This is a genomic window from Pontibacter sp. MBLB2868, from assembly GCF_051904785.1.
Lineage (GTDB): Bacteria > Bacteroidota > Bacteroidia > Cytophagales > Hymenobacteraceae > Pontibacter.
On the sequence record NZ_CP196710.1, the window covers coordinates 2,773,291 to 2,798,289 of the forward strand.

Below are 24,999 nucleotides of genomic sequence, written 5' to 3' on the forward strand. Positions count from 1 at the left end.
AGCAGAGCACAGATAACTTTTAAAGTTTTATTCTATCGCTACTGCTAAACATATCGGTAAAACCGTTCTGAAAGGTATACTATGGCTCCTGGTATTCATCATAGGCCTGGTTATACTCATTGTCATCGCACTCCAGTTTTCTGGTATTCAAAACTTCGTTGCCCAAAAGGGCGCTCAATACCTTTCCAAAACCTTAGACACTGAAGTAAGGATTGGCCGGTTTACTACCGACTGGCGTAACACCCTTGTTCTGAAGGATGTGTATGTGGAGGATCAGCAGCAGGACACGCTCTGGTATTCTGAACGGCTGGGCGTGGATATGGCGATCTGGAGCTTATTATCTGGTGAACTGAACATCTCAAAGATCAACCTCGACAATGCCACTGTTAAGCTGCACATCCGGGAAGACAGCACCTCTAATTTTGGTTTCATAACGGAGGCTTTTGCCACAGATACCACTGTCACCCAGCCCGCTGATTCCTCAGCAGCGATGCAGATTGACTTAGGAGTAATTGACCTGAATAATGTGTACCTGGTTTACCGGGATGATGCCGCCGGAAATTATGTAAAAGGCAGAGTTGGCGAAATGGTCACGACCATGGATAAACTGGACCTGGATGCCCAGCAATACCTGGTGGATGAAGTGGAACTACGCAACACCTGGGTCAATTACGAACAGACTAAACTTCCCCCTGACACAGAATCAGAACCTCTTGAACTTGATTTTGGGTTAAACAGGGTCGCTCTGGAAAATATAAAATTGAACTACCTCAGCTATGTGTCAAATCAACGCATAGAACTGGCTATCGGAGAGTCAGAAGTTGTATCGGATAACATTGACCTGAAGGAAGCACGCATCGACCTGAAAAGCTTTTCCCTACATAATGCCGATGTGCTTTACGTACAGGAAAAATATACTCCCGCTGACTCTCTTTCCGTTAATCCGGCCAAAACAGCTGAGGAACTGGACCAGTCTGTTGAGAAAGCAAGTGGGCAGTCTATGAACTGGGTGCTTGCCCTGGGCGACCTTGACATCAGTGATCTGGATGTTAAGTTTGACAACTCCAATACCCAGGCGGCACCTCGTGGCATGGACTATGACCACCTGCTTTTTCAGAACATCGTGATCGATGCTGAAGACATCCTCTATAGCCTTAACCGTTCGCGCGCCGAGATAAACCAGCTGCAGCTCAAAGAGAAAAGCGGCTTTACATTACAAAATTTCCAGGGTTTACTTAAACTGGACTCAACCAGCGCCAGCCTCACCAACCTTGATATCCTGACACCGAACAGCCATTTACAGAATGATTTGGCCATGACGTATCCTTCCCTGGATGCCATAGCTGAAAACCCTGAAAAACTGGCCTTAGACATTAACATAAACGACAGCTATGTAGGCATGCAGGACATACTTTACTTTGCCCCTGATCTCGCAAAAGACCCTTCCTTCAAAAGCATAGCCAACTCTACCATCAAAATCGAGGCGAAAGCCGAAGGCCCCATGGATAACCTCAGAATTGAGAACCTGAAGCTCTCCGGGTTAAAGAACACCTATGTTGATGTGAGTGGGGTGGTACGCAACGCAATGGATCCCGACAATCTTTACCTGGACCTGGATATTGACCGTTTGACCACCACCAGAACCGATGTGCTTGCCTTGATGCCTGCCGGAACCATTCCGCCTGATTTCAGGCTGCCAGCCCAGCTGAGCCTGCAAGGAAAGTATAAAGGCACCCTTACCGCTTTCGATGCCACCGCAGATCTGCGTAGTTCTTTCGGTAATGTGGCAGCAGTCGTGGATATGGGGCCCAACGAGCAATTTACTGCTACGGTAAAGTCTGGCGGTTTTGACCTGGGGCAACTCTTTACCGATAGCCTGGGACTTGGAACAGTAGCCCTCAACGCTAAAGCCAGTGGCACAGGCTTAACACCGGAAACCATGCGGGCCAATGTCGTTGCCACCATCCAGCGCTTTGACTACAACAGTTATACTTACAACAACATTAACGTAGACGCTGACATTGACAGAAATCGCTATGATGTGCAAGCAACCGCCAACGACCAGAACCTGGATTTTAACCTGACCGGCGACTTTAACCTGCGCGACTCTCTGAACCCAGCCTATACCTTTGACCTGAACCTGGCAAAAGCGAACCTCCAGGCACTTAACCTATACCCGGAGCCACTCTCAGTAAAAGGGCAGCTGGAGGGGAAATTTACTGGCGCTGATGCAAATTCGCTTAGCGGGCGTTTGGTTGGGGAGCAGCTTGTGATACGCCATAATAACGAAGCATTCCCGATCGATTCAGTTTTGCTTACGCTGCAGCAATCCGGAGAAAAATCAGAAATCGACATTGCATCCGACCTACTGGATGCACAGATGCATTTTGGCAACTCGCTGGCTACCTTGCCAACAGCCCTGCAAAAGCACTTCTCCAACTACTTCGACCTGCAGCCCGACCCTCCTTTCCCGGCAAATCTGAAATTAGAGGACTTTGAAGCTACCATTAACCTCAAAAAAAGCAGCCTGATCGCTTCCTTTGTGCCCGGGCTTGAGCAACTGCAAACCTCCGGTCCCATTAAAGCCACTTATAACGGAGAAACGCAACAGCTTGCCCTGAATGGAAACATCAATAAGCTGGTTTATACTGACTATACTTTACAGAACATAAACCTGCAGGTAAACGGTAACAGAGAACAGCTGGCGTATGATGTAAACCTCCAGAAGCTAATTTCGCCTTCGCTAAACATGACCAATGTGTCGTTGGAGGGAGCAGCCCGTGATGACAATCTGCAGGTGAAACTTAAAGTAGCCGGTGCTGACTCTACCGACACTCAGTTTATGCTTGGAGGTATTTTCAACAGCCTTGGCCGTGGTTACCGCTTTACGTTCAACCCCGATGAGGTGATCATAAGAGGCGATGTCTGGGAGATGCCGGATGATAATTCGCTGCAGTTTGACACGAACCTACTGTATGCTAATAACATACAGTTAAAGCGCAATAACAGCTCCCTTTCAATAAAAAGTACAGGTCCGGTAGTCCCCGGGGCTCCTATGAACATCAGGATAGACAATTTTGACATTGGGTATCTGATGAGCTCTTTCCAACCCGATGACAGCTTGCTAATGGATGGTGTTCTAAACGGGCAGGCCACGCTGCAGAATATCCTGTCCGGCACCTTGTCCTTTACCTCAGACCTGACCATAACCGATTTCAAATACCAGGATGTACCGGTAGGCAATCTGGCACTGGAGGCAACCAGCGCAACGGAGAACCGCTTCAACATCGATGCAAAACTAACCGGCAACAGCAACCAGGTTAATATTAATGGTTTTATAGAAACCCAGCCTGATGCCACTCTTTTAAACCTGACTGCAGACATAAACAACCTGAACGTTGCCTCTTTGCAAGGCTTTACAGAAGGAATTGTGGATGATTTGGATGGAAAGGCAAGCGGTGACCTGAAAATTGCCGGCACACTGGCCAACCCGGATATGAAAGGTGTTTTGAATTTCGATCAGGCGCAGTTTAACATTACAATGCTGGGATCCTTGTTCACGCTGCAGGATGAGCGGCTGGAATTCAACGAATCGGGCATTGCATTCCCTAATTTTACTGTAACTGACTCTTTAGGCAACGACCTTGTGGTCAATGGCAACATCCTGACCCAGGATTATACGGCCTACCAGTTTGACCTGGATGTTGACACAGACCGATTTTTGGCACTTAACTCAACTGCAAAGGAAAATGACCTTTTCTTCGGCACAGTTTTCATCGATGCCAACGCCTCTATTACAGGCAACCTGGAGCAGCCAGTAGTTCGTGTGAACGCCAAGGTGCTGGATGGATCCGATTTCACGGCCGTCATTCCAGCTGACCAGGCTGGTGCCGCAGAGCGCGACGGCATTGTAGAATTCGTTAACCTAAATCCTTCGCTTACAGCAATTGTTGGAGAAGAAAAGGAGGACTCTACTAAGCTCACCGGCTTTGTAGGTGCTGACATTGAAGCACAACTTACTGTAACAGATGAAGTACCGATCACCATCATCATCGACCCTGTTACCGGGGACCAGCTTACCGTGCGCGGCTCCGCAGATCCGCTTTTTATAGGCGTTCGCCCGAGCGGAGAAATTAATATGACGGGCCGGTACACGGTTTCTGACGGAAAGTATAGTATGGATTTCTATGACCTTGCCTCCAGAGAGTTAGACATTGCAAAAGGAAGCTACATCAACTGGACCGGTGAACCACTGCAAGCTACCATGGATATCACTGCGATATACAATGTAAAAACTGCCCCTATGGAGCTGGTTGCCTCCCAGGCAGGCGGAACGCTAAACCCGGTACTACGCAACCAGGTGCCTTTTCAGGTATATGTGTATGTGCAGGGCGAAATGTTGACACCTGAGATAAGTTTTGACATACAACTCCCTGAAGATCGCCAGGGTAGCGTGCCACCAGAAGTAGTCAGCAGCCTGGGTAACCTCCGGCAGGATGAATCAGAATTGAACAAGCAGGTTTTCGCGCTACTGGTATTAAACCGCTTCCTAGCCCCTGACCCGCTCAGTAGTTCTGGTGGAGGCTTTGCTGCTACAGCACGAAACAGTTTGGGCCAGGTAATGACAGACCAGTTAAATCAGCTGACAAACCGCTATGCCGGTGGTCTTGGCCTGGAGTTAGGGGTGGAATCTTATGAGGACTATTCTTCAGGCTCTGCCCAGGGCCGTACAGACCTGAACGTAGCGCTTAAACAGCAGTTCCTTAACGACAGGCTTACCGTTAGAGTGGGTACTGATATCGGCTTGGAAGGAGGAAATAAATCAAATCAGACCATGAGTGGTTTCGGGGGTGATGTTTCAGTAGAATATTCTATAACCGAGGATGGGCGCTTACGGGTAAGGGGGTTCCAGCGTAACCAGTACGAAGGAATTATTGAAGGTGGTGATGTGCGTGCCACTGGTGTGTCGCTCATTTACGTCAGGGAATACAACAGCTTCTCAGATCTGTTCCGTAACCTGGAAAGGCGCCGCGCCCGGGAAGCGGAGAGACGCCTGGAAAAAGCTGAAAGTATGAAATCCCCTAACTAGATCTTACTGAAATTCTATATGATAACACATAAACCCGTTACTGTTTTATTCAAACTTCATTGCCTGTCCCTGACACTGGTGCTGCTCCTATTTACGGGCTGTAGCATCACTAAAACCATTCCGGAAGGAGATGCACTGTTTGCAGGCTATAAGGTAACGGTGAAAGGCGAGAAAGACAGCAGTAACCGCGAAGCCGACCTGGAGACCGAACTAAGCGCAACCGTACGCCCCGAGCCCAATGCATCCATACTTGGTTTTAGGCCAAAGCTGGCTATTTACAACACCTTCTACACTGAAAAAGAAAAAGGCATCGGCCACTGGATCATGACAAAACTGGGGGAACCACCCGTGTTGATCTCAGAAGTAGATACTGGAAGTGTAAGCCAGATCATGAGCAACCGCCTACACAACAGGGGCTATTTCAACAACTCAGTAAACAGCACTACGGAGATCAAGAAAAAGAAAGGAACTATTCACTGGACTGGTCATGTGGGGGAGCCTTATCGCCTCAGAAACATCAAGTATACCTGGCATGATTCCCTGCAGGTGCAAGCGGCTATTGAAAGCACCAAAGCAGAATCGCTGTTAAAGCCCGGCGACCCTTATGACCTGAGCACCATGACGCAGGAAAGGGTGAGGATAGACAGTGAACTGAAAAACAGAGGCTACTACTTTTTTAGTCCGGAGCTCCTGATATTCAGCGTGGACACCACTGTTGGCAACCGGCAGGCCGATGTACTGATGCGCCTGAAAAGGGCTGCCTCAACAAAGGCGCTGCAGGCTTACACGCTGGACGACATCTATATTAACGCTGAGTATTCTCTTGGCGATAGCCTCTCTGTTAACGATACCATTAATGTGCGTGGCTACCATTATATTCCTAATGAGAATTATGTTAGGGCAAGGCACCTGCTGAGGAGCGTTTTCCTGGATCAGGATAGCTTGTATACACGCGAAGAGCACTTGCTGACGATCAAAAGGTTATCCGGCCTGTCTGCCTATAAATTCGTGAACGTAGACTACCAGTTAGATACAGCCAGTAATAATCAGCTGGATGCCTTCATTTTCCTGACTCCTGCCATGAAAAAATCACTAAGGGCAGAAGTAAAAATGGTAACCAAATCCAACGGGTTTGCCGGGCCAGGGCTAAATGTATCTTTCCGGAACAGGAATGCTTTTAAGGGGTCTGAACTGCTTACAGTAGAATTTACCGGTAGCCTGGAGTCGCAGGTAGGTGGCAGGGGCTCCGGAAGTGCATCGAGTGAAGTTGCAAATCCCGGCAACAATAACCTTAGTTCCTTTGAGCTCGGGGTGCAGACAACCCTTTCTATACCGAGAATATTGTCTCCTTTTGAGCTGAAGAATCTGCGTACTGAATTTGTGCCGCAAACGCGTATCGGGCTTGGTTTTGACTTCCTGAACCGAGTAGACTACTTCCAGTTAAACTCCTACAACGCTTCTTACGGCTATAACTGGCGGCCACAGGAAAAAATCACTTTCGATGCTACCCCAATTAACCTGCAATATGTACGACTTAACAGCACAGAGTTCTTTGATAGCCTGCTGACAGAGAACCCGTACCTGCGTCGCAGCTTTGAAAATCAGTTCATTATCGGTTCTATCTATCAGGCTACGTTCAGCACACAGATGTTTGAGGAACGCACGAACACTTTTTTTGATAGACTCACATTTGATCTATCCGGTAACCTGGTAAATGCCTTGCATAGCCTTACCGGAGCTTCAACACCTGACAACGATGAGCCACGCACCCTGCTCGGGCAGGCATATGCCCAATATGTTCTTGTGGATAATGATTTCAGGCATTATTTTAAGATCGGCGACGAAAGTCAGCTTGTCTCGCGGCTTGTAACAGGAGTTGGTTACTCTTATGGCAACTCCTCTACCATGCCGTATGTCAAACAGTTCTCAGTAGGTGGGCCTAATAGTATTCGTGCTTTCAGGGCTCGCAGCGTTGGCCCGGGTACTTACAACGACACCACAAAACTTGCCTTCTCTTACTTTGACCAGGTAGGTGACATAAGGCTGGAAGGTAACCTGGAATACCGCTTCCCAATCGCAGGTTTCTTTAAAGGGGCCGTGTTTGTAGATGCCGGTAATATCTGGCTGCTTCGCAATACTTATGACGATAATGGGAACATTATCCGTGAAGGCGGAAAGTTTGAAGCAGCTGACATTCTGGACGAGTTAGCCATTGGTACCGGCTTTGGTCTCAGAATAGATGTAGACTTCTTCGTTATCCGGTTAGACCTTGGCATTCCGGTACAGGTACCTTACCTGCCCAAAGGTGAACGACTGGTATTAGACAAGTTCAATGGCAGCTTCAGCGGCGATTATGGCATGGTACTTAATATTGCGATCGGATATCCGTTCTAACTGATCTGCGCATTGATGAAAGTAACGATCTCCTGCCATTGCTGCGGGTGAAACCAGGTGTATTCTTCAGGGTTCTTATTAAACCAGGTTAACTGGCGTTTCGCATAGCGGCGGCTGTTACGTTTAAGCAAACGAACAGCTTCGGCCCAGTCATACTTATCATCCAGGTAGTCGAATAACTCCTTATACCCTACTGTTTGGAGGGCATTGTGCTGTTTGTAAGGGTAAAGTTTTTTTACCTCATCTAACAGCCCCTGCTCCAACATCTGGTCCATCCGTTGGTCAATCCGCTGATACAGTTCCTCCCGCTCACGGTTCAGGGCCACTTTAATGCTCTGGAAGGGCCTCTCCTGCTTATCGCTAGTGCGAAAAGAGGAATAAGGCTGCTGGCTCGAAATGCAAACCTCCAGCGCCCGGATAACCCGTTGAGGATTGGCTCTATCTACCTGGTCAAAGTAAAGCGGGTCCAGTTTCTGCAACTCAGCTAACAGGGGTTTTAGCCCTTCTGCTTCATACTGCTTTACCAGTCTCTCTCTAACCTGTGGGTCTGTTTCGGGCATTTGGTCCATTCCCTGCAACACAGCGCGCACATACAAACCCGATCCGCCGGTCATGATCACCACATCGTGCTCCCTGAAAAGAGTTTCCAGCAAACCCAGCACATCTGCCTCAAATGCTCCGGCACTATAGTCCTGAGCTATACTGTGCGAGTCCACAAAATAATGCATGACTCCCTGCTGCTCTTCCGGGGAAGGCTTTGCGGTGCCGATGTTCATCTCTTTGTAAAACTGGCGGGAATCTGCCGAAATGATAGGAGTGTTATAGTGTTTGGCCAATTGCACACACAGGTCTGTTTTACCAACTGCAGTTGGCCCCACCACCACTACTAAATATTTCTGTTTCGTTACTTGTCCCATACACTTTCATAAAATTCCAGCAGCTTCTGTTCTTCGTTCTGCCAGTTCAGTTCCTGCCGCGCCTTAATACAGTTCTCCTGTAACTGCTGATACAGCACATCATCGGTCAACAGCTGATTTAATTTGTCTCTGATCTCCTGCACATCCAGCGTCGTCAACAGCCCAACCTGGTACTGCTCATTCAGCTGGCGGTATTCCGGAAAATCAATGACCAGTTGCGGAATGCCTGCCTGTACATAATCAAAAAATTTATTGGCCAGGGAGTAGTAGTAGCTTAACCCTTTGTTGTCGAGCAACATGGTACCTATGCGGCAATGGTGTGTTATCTGCAGCAAATCTTTTGGCAGCACCTGCCCTTTAAACGTAACTTTATGCGATACCTGCAATTCTTCCGCCAGTTCTTTTAACCTGGGTAGTACGTCTCCGTCTCCGCATATGATCAGCTCAGCATTCAGTCCTACCATTGCCTCCAACAGCTGTTCCAAACCTCTTCCGGCGTTCACCGCACCCTGGTAAAGTATGGTGCGTGGCCATTTTTCTACCTGGTCCAGCGGCTGCAGTACCGGCATGTTCCGGATCACATCAAACCTGGTGCTATACTTCTGATAAAAAATAGCTGCTATTGATTGTGTAACCGTGTAGGCGTGCCTGGTTCTGGGTACGATAAAACGCTCGATCGCCGTCCAGATAGCTTTCACAAATTTGCGGTCGGTTACCTCTATAACCTCCGGGAAATACTCATGGGCATCATAGATAAAAGACACTTTCTTCTGCTTTGCCTGAAAGTAGACCGGAAGGGCCGTGTCCAGGTCTATGGCACAGAGAGCGTGGTAGCTGCGCCTGTTCAGGTAGAGGTACAGGCGAACCATATATTCCAGGTAAAACAGTTTGCCGGTGTTAAAGCGGCACCGCAATCTCTTCTGCGTATACGGTTGGTGAGCTAAAGGCTTTGAATTATGCCACTCCCGCCCAACCAGCTCAACATCATATCCTTGCTTTGCCAGCGAACCACAGATCCGCTGCATTCGCTGATCATGGTTCAGGTCGGTTACTACGGCAAAAAAGAGTTTTTTCATGTGGTTAAACAGGAAAATCAACAGAAAGAGCACGAACTGGGCGCAACTGTTGTTTATAAGCAGCGAGGATTAACTCGAAGACGCATTTTTTTGCTAATTTACTCACTCAAACCGGAAAACCAGTATTCGGGAGTGGGCGACACCCAAATTAAACTAAAGTACTTTAGATTAAACGCAAATGCCAAACATATCTAACCAGCAGCCTCGTGAACTACTCGTACAGCAGGCAGAAATGCTCCTTCAGGTGCTTTTGCAGCTTGCCAAACCCTCACACGGACTAGTAATCGCATTAACTGACGGACAAGTACTGGCAGCCAATCCGGAAGCCTCTCTTTACCAACCTGCAGGCGCAGACTTTAAGCGTACTAAAAAACTGTCAGACCTTCTGAGTCTGGATCAGAAGGCATTGGACCAGTTATTGGCAGAGCTGCATAGCACAAAAAAGGTGGAAGGTGATTTTGCAGAGGAAGCGGGTGCCGTATGCAGTACTAACCACTTCTGCTGCCGCCTGGTTGATTATACCGGAACAAGCTTTGTTTGTGTTGAAATTTCAGGTGTCGGCCAGCCAACTACTCTCATTCCTTTTGATGGAGACAGCTACCATAACCTTTTCGAGAATAGTATTGAGCCTTTATTTATACTTGACTGTGAAGGTAATTTTATAGACCTGAACCAGAGTGCTTCAAAGCTATCCAAACGAAACAAAGATAACCTTATCGGTAGATCCATATTCCGTAGCTTCGGCTTGAACCTTTTTGAGCGTGTTTCACTCAAAAACCAGTTAAATCAGGCTTTCGAAGGTGCTCAGCAGCGTTTTGAATGGTGGTTGCGTGAGAACAACAGCGAACTGCTTCCTGTAGAAATCACACTACAGGCAGGTGAATTCAGAAATGAGAAGGTGGTTTTTGGCTATGTTAAGAACCTCTATGAAATGATCGGCGCCGAACAGGATGTCCGTTTTAGAAATCATCAGCTGGAGTTTGTAAACCAACTTATCACAAACCTGTCTACGTCCGGGAGCCAAAACGATGTGCTGGATTATACACTCGATGAATTAATTGACCAGAGTGATGTAACAGGTGGGTGTGTATATACTTACGATGCGGCAAGCCAGAAACTTAACCTCACCTACTCTACCGGTGATGCAGGTGAAACAGCTCTTCCGGAAGAGCTGGACTTCAGCTCGGATCTCGTGGAGCGGGTTATCTCCTCACAGAAACGCAAAGCGCTTGCCGATACCAGGAAGCTTCTTAAAACAAAGACCCAAAAGAGCCTTTCCATAGTACCCGTGCTTACGGATAAGGAGCTACTGGCCTTCATACTTGTCTGGCCAAGCGACAGGCCAAGTATGACCCAATCATTTATTGCCCTGCTGGACTTTATTGGCAGTGCCATTGGTAACTACATCGCGCGCCATAAACTGTTGCATCAGCTGTCTCTCTCTGAAGACAAGTACAGACTACTTTTCGAAGCATCCTACGACGCCATACTTATGTTTAAGGATGGCGTGGTTGTAGAATGCAACGAAAAGGCACTGGAGTTCTTCCGATGCACCCGTGAAGACCTCATCGGGCATACTCCAGATGATTTTTCCCCGGAGCTGCAACCAGACGGACAGAAATCAACAGTGAAAGCCCAAAAGCTGATGCAGGAGGTACTTACAACAGGTAAATCCATCACTTTTGAATGGAAAAACAGGCGTAAGGATGGCACCCTGTTCGATGCTGAGCTCAACGTAAATAAGGTCGTGATTGACGGAGAGGAGTTCATCCAGGTATTTAAACGTGATATTACTCAACGCAAGCAGATTCAGCAGGCAAAGCGCCGCCAGGAAGTGGTGCAGGAGTCGATGCAGCAGTTCAGGAATTTCCTGGAGAAAGTAAACCTTATCTATTATAGCCTGGACACGCAAGGGAACATTGCCTATGCCAATGATTATTTCCTGAACTACACTGAGTACTCCCGTGAGGAACTGACGGGCAAGAATTTCTATGAAACCCTTGTTCCGGAACCGGACAGGGAACAGCGCCGCCATGATTTCCTGCACTCCCTTAAAACCAAGCATCTTAATTCTTACTACGAGCGTGACATTTTAACCAAGTCAGGTCAGCTGAAGACTATCCGCTGGAACTGTATGTTTGAATATTCCCCTGAAGGCCAAATTATTGGACTAACCAGTGTGGGGAAAGACATGACAGACAAGCGGATTGCCATGGAGGCACTCAAGGATAACAAGATCCGTTTGCAGGACCTATTTGATAATGCCCATGACCTTATTCAGAATATATCTGTCGACAACAAGTTCATCTTTGTAAATAAGGCCTGGAAAGAACGCCTTGGCTATACAGATGAAGACATTGAGTCGCTCTCCCTGAACGACATTGTACACCCTTATTACAAAGCGAAGCTTATTTACCAGCTCCGCAACCTGTATAAAGGTGAAAATGTAAACAAGATCGAAACCGTATTCCTGACCAAGGCAGGAAAGCCGGTGCACCTGATCGGGAGTATAACCTGTAGCTGGCAGGACGGGCGCCCCGTGGCTACACGCGGAATCCTGCACGACATTACTGATCGCATCAAGGCAGAACGCCTTCAGAAAGTATACTACAGCATTGCCAACCTCGCCATCAGCAGTAAAGACCTTAACTCGCTTTACTCGGCTATACATCGTGAGCTAAGCAAAATAATAGAAACGCGGAACATATACATCGCCCTCTGCGATGAAGACCATAAAAACCTGCACTTCGTTTACCTGGTCGACCAGTATATAGATAAAGCTTCGGCACAGAGGACAAATCGCCCGTTCACTGTCGGTTTATCAGAGTACATCATTGAGTCGGGCAAGCCGCTTTACATGCAAAAACAGGAATTGATGGAGTTGTCCCAAAAAGACAATTTTGTAATTCATGGAGCCATTCCTGAAGTTATCCTTTGTTCTCCGCTGGCGATCGGCGACAGGATTATTGGTGTGATCACACTGCAGGATTATCAGAATGCCGACGCGTATGTACACACAGATATTGAGATCCTTCACTTTATTTCGAATCAGGTAGCGCTTGCTATCGAGCGTAAGCGAAACGAAGAGCAGATAAACACCCAGAACGCGCGGTTAAAGGCAATTTTTGAAAGTGGTACACACCACATGTGGTCATTGAACCGCAGATTTGAACTGACATCGTTCAACCAGAATTTTGCCAGTACTTTTGAAAAGCGCAATAACCAAAAGCTACTCCCCTTAACGCGCCTCGACAATGAGAACATGCTTGAGCTGCACGAGAATTCATACAAGTTCTGGAGTGCTAAGTATCAGCAGGCGTTTGAAGGTATACCGCAGCATTTTGAAGTGCATCTAAAGAACCCGGAAAGTTGGAGGGAAGTATACCTGAACCCGATCTACCTGGAAGATGGCACGTTTGAAGAGATATCCGGTATAGCGCTGGATATCACTGACAAGAAAAAATCACAGCTGGCGCTGGCCGAGAACGAAGAGAAATTCAGACACGTGTTTGAGTCGTTCCAGGATGTTTACTATAGTACTGCTATGGATGGTACCCTGGAACTGGTAAGCCCTTCCATTTATGACCTGCTAGGATACCGCGAAGAAGAAGTGATCGGAAAAAACACCACTTTGTTTTATGCCAATCCCAGCGACAGGAAGAGAATACTGGAACTTGTGCTCCAGGAAGAAAGCATACGCGATTATGAGTTAAATATGGTCCACAAAAACGGATCAGTTATTAACCTGCTGATTGATGCTCGCCTGACGTATGACAGCGAAGGAAACACGGTAGGCCTGGAAGGAGTTTTACGCGATGTATCGGAGCTTAAGCGTACCCAAATGGAATTGCTGACCGCTAAAGAAGAAGCTGAGAACCTCCTGAAGGTTAAAACACAGTTTTTGGCCAACATGAGTCACGAACTGCGTACACCGATGAATGGTATAATCGGAATGATAGACCTGCTAAACCAGATAAATACTGATCCGGAGCAGGGGGAGTATATTGACACCCTGCGCAAATCATCCGACGCGCTGTTAGCCATTCTTAACGATATTCTTGACCTATCTAAAATACAGGCAGGTAAACTTGTTATACATGAAAGCGGCGTGGATCTGCACGAGACACTGGATAAAATTTACAGCCTGTTTGTAAACAGGGCGCAGCAGAAAGACCTGCTCTTTAACTACACTATTTCCCCGGATACTCCACGGTACATTATCACCGACGAGACCAGGCTGCTGCAGATCTTCTCTAACCTGACCTCTAATGCCATTAAGTTCACCAGTGCGGGTGAGGTAAGTATAAGTGTAGAGAGCGAGCACCTGAGCGGTGACGAATACCAGTTGCAGGTGCGCGTAAAAGATTCCGGCATCGGTATTTCACCTGAAGGCCAGTCAATGCTTTTCACTGATTTTACGCAGCTCGATAACTCCTCAACCAAAACCTTCGGGGGCACGGGCCTTGGCCTTGCCATATCCAGGCAGCTGACACAGTTGCTGGGCGGCGACATAGGTGTGGAGTCTTCTCCGAATGACGGAAGCGTGTTCTGGTTTAACATTAAAGTACGTAAAGCCGATGAGGCTGAGGTGAAAGAGCATCTGAAGCATCAGCGCATTCAGGAGAGCGAACACAAGATATTAACCAGTAATCCCCGTGTGCTGCTTGTGGATGATAACCAGATAAACCAGAAAGTTGCTTTTAAACAGCTTGAGCGTTTAGGGTGCCAGACCGATGTGGCAGCGAACGGCTTTGAGGCCATCGACTATGCCACGTCTAAGGATTATGACATCATATTCATGGATATTCAGATGCCAGAGATGGACGGTATAACAGCTACAAAGCATATCAAAGAAAAGCTTGGTAGCGAATGCCCACCAATCATAGCCATGACAGCGTATTCGATGAAAGACGACGCTGACAAATTTATGAACCAGGGGATGGATGATTATGTATCGAAGCCCGTAAAAAGTGCAGACCTCTATGCAATGATCACCAAATGGGAGCAACAAAGAAACTTTACCGTACAACCTGAAATAACTGAAGCGCTAAATGAACCTCAAAACACGACACAAGCGATCATAGATGAAAACGTTGTAGAGCAATTACGTATGATTGGGGGAGAGGATTTTACCAAGCAACTCTATTCTGAATTTGAGCAGGAAGCCGCAGAACTACTTGAAGAGGCCAAAAAAGAGCTTCAAGAACAACATTACAAAAGTATTTTAAGTACATTGCATCAGCTTAAGGGGACCGGCTTTACTCTTGGCATTAACCCACTGGCCGAAATTGCAAAGCAGTTAGAGCACGATATCAAGCACGATCACTTCGACCGTGTGGATGATAACTTTGTGAAACTGCTGGAACAGTATGAAAATTACCGTAAAGCATATAAGGAAATTATCATTTAGTGTATAAATATGGCAGATAAAACTATCCTGATCGCAGAAGACAGTTCTGTGATCCTGAACCTGACAAAGAAGATCCTTGAGCTTCAGAACTATAAAATTCTGACCGCTAAAAATGGCGGGGAGGTGATCAAGCAGGTTGAAAACAATAAGATTGACGCAATTCTGATGGATTTGAACATTCCTGTGAAAAGCGGTATGGACTGCACACGTGAAATTCGTGCGCATAAAGATCAGGCAATCGCTAACATTCCGATCATTGCGGTTACAGGCAATGCTAACAACTATAGCATGGAAGACTTTAAGGAGGCCGGCATTAACGATTACCTTCCTAAGCCCCTGGACTTCGATGCCCTGGTATTAACCGTAAAGAAGTATACGGCTGAGTAAATGGAGCTGAAGTATACGCGGCCATTCTTAAACAAGCTGGAGGATATTTTTGCAGAGTCGGATTTTGTGCTGCGCTACGAAAAAGGCAATTTTAAGGCAGGCTATTGTGTACTCAAAGACATGAAAGTGGCAGTTGTAAACAAATACTTTAGTCTGGAGGGTAAAATCAATTGCTTATACGATATCCTGCGTACTATTTCAGTGGATGAGACCCGCCTGAGCGAAAAGAACCGGCAGCTTTATCTGGAAATCCGAAATCAGGAAGATACCAATTGAAAGTAACATTCTTAGGCACGGGCACCTCACAGGGCGTACCAGTTATCGGGTGCAGCTGTGAGGTGTGCCGTTCTGTAGACTACCGTGATAAAAGACTGCGCGTGTCGGTGCACCTGCAGGTTGATGATAAGAGCATTATTATCGACTCAGGCCCTGACTTTCGCCAGCAGGTATTGCGTGAGCGCATCAAAAAACTTGATGCGCTTGTTTTTACCCACGAGCACAAAGACCACACCGCCGGACTGGATGATATTCGCGCGTTTAACTTTTCGCAGCACAAAGACATGCCCCTTTTTGCTGAGGAACGTGTGTTAGAGCAGTTGAAAAGGGAGTTCGCCTATATTTTTGCCGATTTCAAATATCCGGGGATACCCCAGGTGCAACTCCACCCGATAACTGAAGAGCCTTTTGAAGTAGAAGGAGTACCCTTCATTCCTATCCGTGTAAAACACTACAAACTTCCGGTACTTGGCTTCAGGGTTGGCGATTTTACCTATATCACAGATGCCAATTATATTTCTGCTGCTGAGAAGGAAAAGATCAGAGGGTCCAAAGTCATTGCACTGAACGCACTACGCAAAGAGCCACATATCTCACACTTCTCCTTACAGGAGGCTGTTGATTTACTGGAGGATCTACAGCCCGAAAAGGCTTATCTCACACACATCAGTCACCTGCTTGGTTCGCACCGAGAAGTAGAACTGGAACTACCCGATTTTATACGACTGGCTTATGACGGCCTACAGATAGAAGTATAAGTGCATCAGAACTATTACTTTTTAAAGCAACTCACGCAAGCCCTGCAACAACGGCTAACAGGCAAACAAGTGCTCACTACTTTTAGCCAGAACAAGGATGAGCTTGTTATTGGCTTTGGCAATGTAAAAGATGAGTTTTACATCAGAGCGTTATTAAGCCCTCATTTTACTTCTCTTTCATTCCCGGAAACCTTTAACAGAGCCCGCGCCAACAGTGTAGACTTAATGGAAGCCATGCAGGGGAAATACGTGGAGGGCGTAGTCCAACACCTGAATGAGCGTAGCTTTTACCTGCAGTTAACGGATGACATGCAGCTGCTCTTTAAGTTGTTCGGTAATCGCTCTAATATTATCCTCTATCAGCACAACCAGGCGCTGGATCTATTCCAGAACAAGTTCAGCGCGGACGCAGCCCTGGATCCGCAGCAGATGGACCGGCCATTGCAGCAGAACTTTGAAGCTTTTGCTGCCGCCAATGGCAACCTGCGGAAAATATACCCTACGTTCGGCGATCTTCCGGCTATATACCTGGAGCAGTTACAGTATGACCAGTTACCCATCCGCGAGAAGTGGGAGCTGGTGCAAAACATGCTGGACCTCCTGGAAGCACCTGAGCAGTTCTACATCACCCGCGTTCAAGGAAAGCTGCGATTGTCGCTGCTGCCTGTTGGGGATGTAGTGCACACGTTAAAAGACCCGCTGGAGGCCCTGAATGCTTATACACGGTACTACCTATCCGAAACAGGTTTTGACAGGCAGTACCACCAGGCCAAACAGCAACTGGAACGCAAGCTTCTGGTAACACAAACGGTTTTAGAACAGGCAGGCGCCAAGCTGACGGAACTACAGCATGACAGGTCTTATTCACAAACAGCAGATGTGATCATGGCTAACCTCACAAACATTCCAGCCCGGGCAAAAGAGGTGACCCTGTATGATTTCTACACGGATCAGAATCGCAGGTACATACTAAAGGAATCTGAAACACCTCAGAAGTTTGCCGAGCGTCTTTACCGAAAAGCTAAAAACCAACACCTGGAGGTAAAGCAGCTGGAAGAAAAAGTTGAGCGAAAGCTGGAAGAGGTGATCCTGCTGGAAGATGCCCTGAAAGCCTTGTCTGATGCAACAGATTTAAAGCAGCTTAAAGTATTCCTGCGCGACTGTGCCCACCTGCTTTCCGGCAAGCAACAGGCACAGCAGGAAATACCGTTCCGGGTATTTGAGGCTGAGGGGTTTAAAATACTGGTTGGCAAAAGTGCGAAAAACAACGATGTACTTACGCAGCGCCATACATATAAAGAGGACCTGTGGCTTCATGCCAAAGATGTATCGGGCTCCCATGTCGTTATAAAGCATCAGGCAGGTAAAACCATACCGGTCACTGTTCTCGAGAAGGCGGCACAATTAGCGGCGTACTACAGCAAACGCAAAAACGACTCTCTCTGCCCTGTGCTGTACACACCTAAAAAATGGGTACGCAAACCCAAAGGTTCGGCGCCTGGTTCTGTTGTAGTGGAACGTGAAAAAGTAATGCTGGTAAAGCCTGAAAACCCGTTTGAGAAAAACCGGTAGATTAGTTGATTTGATAGTCACCACCCCGGACCTCTGGAACCTACTCCAAAAGCTAAGCTGACAAAGGGTCGGGATGAAGAGGGAAAAGAATGTGCGCACGGGGAGATTCGAACTCCCACACCCGAAGGCACCACCCCCTCAAGATGGCGTGTCTACCAATTCCACCACGTGCGCAGGTAAAATGTGATTGCAAAAGTAAAGAGCGCCCCTGATATATGCAACAGTACTCCCTCCTCTGAATGTAACAAAATCTCACTTTATTGGTAACTAGCTGACTATCTATCTACTGCAATAGTATTAAAAGCTCGCCCCTTAAAAAATAAAATATAATAAAGCGCAGATCAGAAACCATATCATAGCAATTACTTGTTCTGAAAACTAATAAGGGTACTAACGGAGCTATAAATTTACGACACGCGTTACAATTATTCCTTCTTCCCTTTTAATTAGGACTTTTTAAAGTGTATACTTAACTTTATACGCATGTAGTTGTTACAACTATATCAGTGTTAGTTGCTTAGACAATATTAGTATGAACATAGAGATCAGTGGACTATCGAAGGCGTTTGGCAAGAAGCAAGTTCTGAATAACCTTCACTTATCAATAGACAAAGGACAATGCTATTGCCTTCTTGGGAAAAACGGTGTCGGGAAAAGCACCTTCCTGAACTGTATCCTCGATCTGATAAAGCCTGATGCTGGCACGGTGTCTCTCTTCGGACAAAATCATAAACAGCATACGCTTGCAGTAAAACAGAACTTAGGCGCTCTTTGCGAAGACAATCCCCTGATTGAAGAATTTACTGGCCTGGAGTACCTTAATTTTACTGCTAAACTCTATAAACTTTCTAAGGCAGAAGCCGATGAGCGAATTAACAGCCTCACCGGTTATTTTTTTTCGGATCAGGAGTCCCTTCAGAAAAACATAGCCGGATATTCAACGGGTATGAAAAAGAAAATCGGAATAGCAGCTTCTATACTTCATAAACCTGATCTATTGATCCTGGATGAGCCTTTTACTGGCCTTGACCCTATTGCAGCCCAGTTGCTGGTAAAGCTTATCAGAAATTACAGCACCCCAAACCGGGTCGTACTTATCTCGTCGCATGACCTGAATTATGTGGAGAAAGTGGCTACGCATATCGGAGTGCTAAACGATGGCCATTTGATGTATAATGGCTCCATCCAGGAGTTTACTATGAATGGAGAAAACCTGATTGATCAGGCCCTTTTCCAATTGCTGCTGCCGCATCACCAGACAACAGATACCAATATCGACTGGATGCTTAACTAGTAAAATTCAGAACCGAAGCATCAGGGAGGCACAGCTACCTAAGATTTCTTCGTTTTCAATTTAATCTACTACATGGATTTAATCTTATTTTCCTGCAAAGCACGTTTTCACAGTTTTTTCAGGCATAAAAAGACTCAGCGCTCACTTTTGATGGCTTTGGGCATACTTGGATCTGCGTTTTACAGCTGGCTTTTTTCTTTTTTGCTGGATAAGGCGCACCAAGGTGGCATTAATCCCGGTGTACAACAGGTACTGGAATACACCAACCTGTTTTTGCTGGCTATTATAATTCTGCGCGGCTTTTTTCCGGCCTATATTCAAAAAACGGAAATCATTCCACGTATCTACCCTGTCAGTGCATTACAAAAGTTCTGGACGGAGTTTATAGTAGAACTGGTTTCTCCGTTTTACTTTATCCTGCTTAACTTTTTAATGCTACTGTTCCTGATGTCACCGGAATACACGTTCCTGCACCTGCTGCAGAGCATATTGGTGGTACTAACGGCACATGTTACCTTAAGAGCCCTACAGGTATTTGTAGAGCGGAAAATGCGCTGGTTACACAGTTCCTTCATCTCGGCAGCTGTACTTGCCGGCGGGTTCGTGGCTTTGCAGGCACGTGTACCCATGTTTACAGCTTCAGAGGAGTGGCTTTACCTGTTTGTACATCTGGCCAGCTTGGGCTTCCTGATCGGCTCTAATTTCTTTTTAGAGCAGGCTGCCGCTGAACCAAGGCGCAAAGAAGTAAGCTATAGCCAGAATGCGCGGCGCAGCTTGGGTTGGAGGCTTTTCAAAAATCACAAACTGGCCCGCCAAATGATCATTTTTGGGCTTGTGTTCAAAGGTTTCTTCCTGGCAATAGACGCCTTTTCTGTTACAAGAGATGGGGTGCACCTGTTTGATAAAAATGTAACGCTTTGGCTTTTTGTGGGCCCTATCATTGTGTTTGCCTATGTGTTTAACAATGTGTGGGGCTTTTATAAAAATCTTTGGTTAACTGTAGAGCGCACCAGCGGCAATTACAAGGACTTTTTAAAGGCTAGCTTACTGCCTATAAGGGTGCCGCTATTGATGGATGCGGTGCTGACTTTCTTGTACGTGGCCTTTTACAACCACGAAAATGCTATGTTCATCTTTATGATGTACACAGGCTCCATACTCCTTTTAACCCCATTTAGCCTGATCGCATCTTTTGTTAGTCCTAAAGCAGTAAAGGGAGGCTTGTTCAGCTTTGATGTGAAAGTAAGTTATCTGTTCAATTTACTTGGAATGGCGCTTTTCGGGATGCTGTTTCTGCCGCTTCTCCACCCTTTGCTCTACCTGATCTATCCTTTATTGATTGGAGGAGTAATGTTTGCCCTTTTTGCCGTTATGCGGGAATACTCAACCTATAAGTATAAGCTTTTTGAAACGCTTTATAAAGTTGAAGATTAACGAAGCTTAAATGTCTGACAAACCCTCATGCTGCCACTATAACTCACTGGCAGCATGAGGGTTTCCCTTTTGGTAAGGGCCTGTACTTAAAGAAGATTACCAGGCATCAGGCTATCCAGATCAAAAATATCGGCTTCCAGATTTCCCTGCACTTCCAGCAGAAGCGTCAGCCGCCCAGGCTGCGGAGAAACATTTTGCACACGCACCTGCTCCACTTTACCGAGTACTTTTACTCCTTTCAGCTCCAGCCCTTTTTCCAGAAGGACATTAGCCTTAGCCAGTTCTTTTGTAATAAGCTCTTTCAGGTTTATTCTGGTCTTTTGGATGATCTGGCTATAGGCTACTTTATTTGCCAACACCTCCAGTGCTGTATTATAGAATCCGCTTGTCGTTCTGGACTCTACCTTATACTTCTGCACAAACAATTGCTCCGTGGCGTTATCGTAGGCCAGAGTTGCCACTACAAACAGGTCTACCTCATCCCGCTTCATTATAGTTCGAAGCACTTTTATTTTAATCCCTAAAATAATATCTGCTGGACCGGTGCTGCTCTTGGTGATGCCGATATCCAGTATTTGGGCGTATGGCAACTCTGCGCCGCCCTCTTCCGGCTTGGGTATGAATTCACCCACCATTTGCTTCTGCAGGGCACTCTCTAAGGCAGGATAAGAAATTGAGACAGGTAATTGAATTTTAATGGCGTTCTCCATAGGATCAGTGAGGTCTTGAGCTGAGTAAGTAAAAGTACTTAAAAACCCAATATTATGGCGGAGCTTATAAGCAAATTACCGACTACCTGACTTGCAAAGCAATAGCAAACAAAAAAGCCACCCGTTTCGGAGTGGCTTTTTTATTCAAGTGATCCCGCTGGGATTCGAACCCAGGACCCATACATTAAAAGTGTATTGCTCTACCAGCTGAGCTACAGAATCAGTACTATTTTTTCCCTCGTTAAGGGATGGCAAAATTAGACGTTTTATTTTAAAGTGCAAAATAAAATTTCATGTTTTGCTCTTTCGTTTAATTAGAAAGAAAAAGCCTTCCCGGTTGAAAAGGCTGTGCTTTCTATTGTGATCCCGCTGGGATTCGAACCCAGGACCCATACATTAAAAGTGTATTGCTCTACCAGCTGAGCTACAGAATCTTTTTACTAACTTGCATTCTCAAGAACGTTTCCCTGAATTGCGATGCAAAAGTAACAACCATCTGTTTAAATGCAAAATCTTTGGTTTAAAATATCTGTCTTTTTGATTCTTTTTTTGGCGTTCTCAACAAAACAAGCTTATTGTCAGGAAGATAAATCAACACTGGCAGTAGCCGATTCTTTGTTCCAGCAGCAACATTATACAGAGGCCCTGGGATTATATGAGACAATACTGCAAAAGCAGCAGCTATACTCGCCGCAAATGCTCCTGAAAATGGCCTATATTAAAGAAGGGCTACGCGATTATACTGGTGCCATGTATTACCTGCATCTCTTCTACACCAAAGAACCCAGCCGCTCCACGCTCAAAAAGATGGAGGAACTGGCACTGGCCCACCGTTTACAGGGCTATGAGTATAATGACCTGCAGTTTTTTAAAACCCAGCTCAGCAAACACTACATGCGCATTCTGGAACTAATGCTCCTGGCTGCGGTAGTTACGGTCACCATCATGTTCTTTAGCTGGCGCAAAGGCCATCAGTTCACTAAAACGTTCAAGTTCGGCTTTACCGCCTACCTCCTGTTCTTACTTTATTATATCAACTTCCTTAACCTGGGTGATGCAGGCATTATCCGTAATAATGCTGTTGCCATTATGTCGGCTCCGTCTGCAGGAGCTACCTGGCTTGCTACTGCTTCAGAAGGGCACAAAGTGCCGATCACAGGGGAACAGGACATCTGGTATGAGATCCGCTGGAAAGGCAACAAGGCGTATGTCCGTAAAAGTAACTTGCTGGAGCTGCCATAGGCTCTCTCCGGGCATTGTGCCGGGCAGCAGCAGCTACCGGCTTTCCCATTGCTCTACCAGCCCCCTACTAAGTTTCAAATCACATAATTCCGATCCCGGCATTCCGCTCCTGCCACCACTTTACAGATATTTCTAATATGCTATCCAAAAACATTTTTATTCTACATCGCAAAATTTCTATACTAACATCAAATGTTATTAATATATTTAGGAGATTTTATATTGATCAAACACTAAACCCTTCATCATCCATCCATGAAAACAACTTGCGGCATTCTACTGCTATTGCTGTGCTGTGTATTTCAGCTTCGGGCGCAAGCTCCTTCCACTAAAATTGACAACCTGCGCGTATTCATCGACTGCCAGGCCTATTGCGACAAGGATTACATTAAGCGCGAAATAAATTTTGTAGATTATGTTAATGACCGTTTCCAGGCAAACGTGTACATCCTGATAACATCACAATCTACGGGGAGCGGCGGCCGTGAGTATAAGCTGCAGTTTGAAGGGCAGGAGAAGTTTGCAGGCATGACCGACATAAAATCCTATAACAGGCAAGCTACGGCCACTGACGCAGAAGACAGAAAGCTGGCTGTTGAGAACATAAAACTTGGTCTGTTACCTTTCATTTTAAAAACTGAAAAGGCAAAAGACCTGGAGATCTCATTTAAAGGTACTGAAGATCAAACAAATGAAACTGCCACCACCCCCAAAGAGGACCCATGGAATTTCTGGGTGTTTAACTTAAGTCTGAGAGGTTATTTCAGCGGTGACAGAAACTACTCCAGCAACAGCCTGAACAGTGAAATAAGCGCCAACAGAGTGACTGATAAACACAAAACAAGTTTCTCTATCAGTGCCAACAAAGACAACAACCGGTTTGGTGAAGGAGACGAAGAGTTTACCTACTCCAATGAGCGCTATGGATTCAGAAACACTACTGTATGGTCTGTTAACAAGCACTTATCAGCAGGGGCTTTTCTAAACGCACAGAAATCGGATTACAGCAACTATGATTTTGACCTGTCTGTGATGCCGGCCATAGAGTATAACTTCTTTCCGTATTCAGAATCTAATAACCGCTACCTGGGGCTGATGTATAAGGTTGGCCCGCGCTATTTTGATTACAAAGAAGAAACAATTTACTCCCAAACAGAGGAGCTACGCTTTCAGCAGAGCCTGTCGTTGGACCTGAGCTATAACCAGAAATGGGGACAGTTGAGCGGATCAACTTCTTTTAGCCACTATTTTCATGACTTTTCTAAAAAGAGGCTGTCATTTTCAGGTTACGCCGATATCAGGCTCTTCAAAGGATTTTCTTTTAATGTTGGAGGCTACTATGCCATACAAAGGGATCAGCTGAACATCATTAAAGGAGAAGTATCCGACCAGGATCTTTTAACCCGCAGAAGGCAGCTGAATTCCAACTATGACTTTTTCTTCAATTTTGGAATCCGTTACAGGTTTGGCTCCCTGTTCAATAACGTGGTAAATCCGCGCTTTAATGGCGGAGGTGGAGGTACGATCTACTACTTCTAAACTTATAAGTTATCAGTCCCGTGGCTCTGGCTCAAAAAGCCTTACCACGGGACTGAAGCTCTGGCTTTTGCTCCTACTTTTTCTTTAAAGGAGAGTCCTTCTCTTTTGCCATCACGTTGTATACCAACTTATCTGCTAAGCCCGGCAGGAGTTTATTGATCCATACCGCCATCTTACCCTGAGAAGTCATCACGAGGTCGCGCTTGCGCTTTATGGTGGCTTGCAGAATTCTGTCTGCCACTTCTTCAGCACTCATCATTTTCTCTTCTTCACGAGGCGTTTCACCCTGTTGCTGCCCATCGGCGGCCAAAGCAGTATTGCGGATATTAGAAGCTGTAAAGCCCGGACAAGCCAGCAGCACATGCACACCAGTATAAAGCATTTCTGTGCGTAGCGTTTCCAGAAAGCCATGCATGGCAAATTTAGAAGCGGAATACCCAGTACGGGCAGGTAAGCCTCTATAACCAGCAATCGATGAGATACCGATCACAGATCCTTTTGCTGCTTTAATGTAAGGCAGCGCATACTTTGTACTGTACACAGTACCCCAGAAGTTGATGTCCATTACTTTGCGCAACACCTCCAGGTCTACATCCTCGAACAAGGCACGCATCGAAATACCGGCATTATTGATAAGTATATCCAGCTTACCATATTTGGCGATCGTTTCCTGTATCATGCGTTCGCAATCAGCCTCTACGCTCACATCAGCTTTTATGGCTACATTGTCGATTCCGGCTGTAGCAAGCGCTAAGGCAGTGTCGTCCAGCCCCTCCTGCCTACGCCCGGAAAAAGCAACCTTGGCCCCTGCCCTGCCAAACGCAAATGCCAGCGCCTTACCTATACCTGATGTTCCACCAGTGATCAGAACTACTTTATTCTTCATTTATGCTAAAGTCAT

15 protein-coding genes and 3 tRNA genes are annotated in these 24,999 nt (G+C 46.3%); 11 read left to right on the forward strand and 7 right to left on the reverse strand.

All coding sequences use genetic code 11. From position 1 onward, the window contains the following. Window positions 1–265: 265 nt before the first annotated feature. Together ACSX1A_RS11820 and ACSX1A_RS11825 are read left to right on the forward strand one after the other, a co-directional pair. Window positions 266–5,089: a translocation/assembly module TamB domain-containing protein gene (locus ACSX1A_RS11820; protein WP_439879855.1), complete on the forward strand. Its 4,824-nt coding sequence runs from the start codon at window positions 266–268 to the stop codon at window positions 5,087–5,089. A gap of 18 nt (window positions 5,090–5,107) precedes the next feature. Next, on the forward strand, window positions 5,108–7,483 hold the full coding sequence (locus ACSX1A_RS11825) for a BamA/TamA family outer membrane protein (protein WP_439879856.1): 2,376 nt from the start codon (window positions 5,108–5,110) through the stop codon (window positions 7,481–7,483). Here the strand turns inward: ACSX1A_RS11825 and miaA are convergent. Both miaA and ACSX1A_RS11835 read right to left on the reverse strand, forming a co-directional pair. Then, the gene (gene miaA, locus ACSX1A_RS11830) at window positions 7,480–8,400 is read right to left on the reverse strand and encodes a tRNA (adenosine(37)-N6)-dimethylallyltransferase MiaA (RefSeq protein ID WP_439879857.1); all 921 of its coding nucleotides are present in this window, start codon (window positions 8,398–8,400) and stop codon (window positions 7,480–7,482) included. The two genes, ACSX1A_RS11825 and miaA, sit on opposite strands and share 4 nt — an antisense overlap. Continuing rightward, the gene (locus tag ACSX1A_RS11835; RefSeq protein ID WP_439879858.1) at window positions 8,388–9,476 is read right to left on the reverse strand and encodes a glycosyltransferase; all 1,089 of its coding nucleotides are present in this window, start codon (window positions 9,474–9,476) and stop codon (window positions 8,388–8,390) included. The genes miaA and ACSX1A_RS11835 overlap by 13 nt, the downstream gene beginning before the upstream one ends. 178 nt (window positions 9,477–9,654) lie before the next feature. Between ACSX1A_RS11835 and ACSX1A_RS11840 the strand changes: the two genes are divergently transcribed. Genes ACSX1A_RS11840 through ACSX1A_RS11860 form a run of 5 tightly spaced genes read left to right on the forward strand, consistent with a single transcriptional unit; the run spans window position 9,655 to window position 17,879 of the window. Further along, complete coding sequence (locus ACSX1A_RS11840; protein WP_439879859.1) at window positions 9,655–14,886, forward strand: PAS domain S-box protein; 5,232 nt, start codon at window positions 9,655–9,657, stop codon at window positions 14,884–14,886. 9 nt (window positions 14,887–14,895) lie between these two features. Next, window positions 14,896–15,273, forward strand: coding sequence for a response regulator (locus ACSX1A_RS11845; RefSeq protein ID WP_439879860.1), 378 nt, complete (start codon window positions 14,896–14,898; stop codon window positions 15,271–15,273). Further along, window positions 15,274–15,549 (forward strand): hypothetical protein, encoded by a 276-nt coding sequence (locus ACSX1A_RS11850; RefSeq protein ID WP_439879861.1) that lies wholly within the window; start codon window positions 15,274–15,276, stop codon window positions 15,547–15,549. Next, window positions 15,546–16,307 carry an MBL fold metallo-hydrolase gene (locus tag ACSX1A_RS11855; RefSeq protein ID WP_439879862.1) on the forward strand — a complete coding sequence of 254 codons (762 nt, stop codon included), beginning with the start codon at window positions 15,546–15,548 and terminating at the stop codon, window positions 16,305–16,307. The genes ACSX1A_RS11850 and ACSX1A_RS11855 overlap by 4 nt, the downstream gene beginning before the upstream one ends. Next, window positions 16,308–17,879, forward strand: a complete 1,572-nt coding sequence (locus tag ACSX1A_RS11860; RefSeq protein ID WP_439879863.1) for an NFACT RNA binding domain-containing protein — start codon at window positions 16,308–16,310, stop codon at window positions 17,877–17,879. Window positions 17,880–17,971: 92 nt separating this feature from the next. On the opposite strand, the gene ACSX1A_RS11865 is transcribed toward ACSX1A_RS11860, so the two are convergent. Next, window positions 17,972–18,053: transfer RNA gene (locus tag ACSX1A_RS11865), tRNA-Leu, on the reverse strand. 358 nt (window positions 18,054–18,411) lie between these two features. Between ACSX1A_RS11865 and ACSX1A_RS11870 the strand changes: the two genes are divergently transcribed. Next, a complete protein-coding gene (locus ACSX1A_RS11870) occupies window positions 18,412–19,173 on the forward strand; it encodes an ABC transporter ATP-binding protein (RefSeq protein ID WP_439879864.1) in 762 nt (253 codons plus the stop codon). Between the two features lie 72 nt (window positions 19,174–19,245). Further along, complete coding sequence (locus tag ACSX1A_RS11875) at window positions 19,246–20,607, forward strand: hypothetical protein (RefSeq protein ID WP_439879865.1); 1,362 nt, start codon at window positions 19,246–19,248, stop codon at window positions 20,605–20,607. Between the two features lie 86 nt (window positions 20,608–20,693). Here the strand turns inward: ACSX1A_RS11875 and ACSX1A_RS11880 are convergent, their stop codons facing one another. The 3 genes from ACSX1A_RS11880 to ACSX1A_RS11890 form a co-directional block, all read right to left on the reverse strand. Next, a complete protein-coding gene (locus ACSX1A_RS11880) occupies window positions 20,694–21,317 on the reverse strand; it encodes a DUF4403 family protein (protein ID WP_439879866.1) in 624 nt (207 codons plus the stop codon). Between the two features lie 149 nt (window positions 21,318–21,466). Continuing rightward, window positions 21,467–21,539 (reverse strand) — tRNA-Lys (locus ACSX1A_RS11885). A gap of 139 nt (window positions 21,540–21,678) precedes the next feature. Continuing rightward, window positions 21,679–21,751: transfer RNA gene (locus ACSX1A_RS11890), tRNA-Lys, on the reverse strand. A 103-nt stretch (window positions 21,752–21,854) separates the two neighbouring features. Between ACSX1A_RS11890 and ACSX1A_RS11895 the strand changes: the two genes are divergently transcribed. Both ACSX1A_RS11895 and ACSX1A_RS11900 read left to right on the forward strand, forming a co-directional pair. Further along, on the forward strand, window positions 21,855–22,559 hold the full coding sequence (locus ACSX1A_RS11895; protein ID WP_439879867.1) for an SH3 domain-containing protein: 705 nt from the start codon (window positions 21,855–21,857) through the stop codon (window positions 22,557–22,559). Window positions 22,560–22,814: 255 nt separating this feature from the next. Then, a complete protein-coding gene (locus tag ACSX1A_RS11900; RefSeq protein WP_439879868.1) occupies window positions 22,815–24,098 on the forward strand; it encodes a hypothetical protein in 1,284 nt (427 codons plus the stop codon). A gap of 73 nt (window positions 24,099–24,171) precedes the next feature. On the opposite strand, the gene ACSX1A_RS11905 is transcribed toward ACSX1A_RS11900, so the two are convergent. After that, the gene (locus ACSX1A_RS11905) at window positions 24,172–24,984 is read right to left on the reverse strand and encodes an SDR family oxidoreductase (RefSeq protein WP_439879869.1); all 813 of its coding nucleotides are present in this window, start codon (window positions 24,982–24,984) and stop codon (window positions 24,172–24,174) included. Between the last annotated feature and the right edge of the window lie 15 nt (window positions 24,985–24,999).

What these genes read in the sequence shown, in the direction of transcription:
- ACSX1A_RS11825 (WP_439879856.1), top strand. Translation starts at nt 5,108, where the DNA reads ATGATAACACATAAACCCGTTACTGTTTTATTCAAACTTCATTGCCTG.
- miaA (WP_439879857.1), bottom strand. Translation starts at nt 8,400, where the DNA reads ATGGGACAAGTAACGAAACAGAAATATTTAGTAGTGGTGGTGGGGCCA.
- ACSX1A_RS11835 (WP_439879858.1), bottom strand. Translation starts at nt 9,476, where the DNA reads ATGAAAAAACTCTTTTTTGCCGTAGTAACCGACCTGAACCATGATCAG.
- ACSX1A_RS11840 (WP_439879859.1), top strand. Translation starts at nt 9,655, where the DNA reads ATGCCAAACATATCTAACCAGCAGCCTCGTGAACTACTCGTACAGCAG.
- ACSX1A_RS11845 (WP_439879860.1), top strand. Translation starts at nt 14,896, where the DNA reads ATGGCAGATAAAACTATCCTGATCGCAGAAGACAGTTCTGTGATCCTG.
- ACSX1A_RS11850 (WP_439879861.1), top strand. Translation starts at nt 15,274, where the DNA reads ATGGAGCTGAAGTATACGCGGCCATTCTTAAACAAGCTGGAGGATATT.
- ACSX1A_RS11870 (WP_439879864.1), top strand. Translation starts at nt 18,412, where the DNA reads ATGAACATAGAGATCAGTGGACTATCGAAGGCGTTTGGCAAGAAGCAA.
- ACSX1A_RS11875 (WP_439879865.1), top strand. Translation starts at nt 19,246, where the DNA reads ATGGATTTAATCTTATTTTCCTGCAAAGCACGTTTTCACAGTTTTTTC.
- ACSX1A_RS11880 (WP_439879866.1), bottom strand. Translation starts at nt 21,317, where the DNA reads ATGGAGAACGCCATTAAAATTCAATTACCTGTCTCAATTTCTTATCCT.
- ACSX1A_RS11900 (WP_439879868.1), top strand. Translation starts at nt 22,815, where the DNA reads ATGAAAACAACTTGCGGCATTCTACTGCTATTGCTGTGCTGTGTATTT.
- ACSX1A_RS11905 (WP_439879869.1), bottom strand. Translation starts at nt 24,984, where the DNA reads ATGAAGAATAAAGTAGTTCTGATCACTGGTGGAACATCAGGTATAGGT.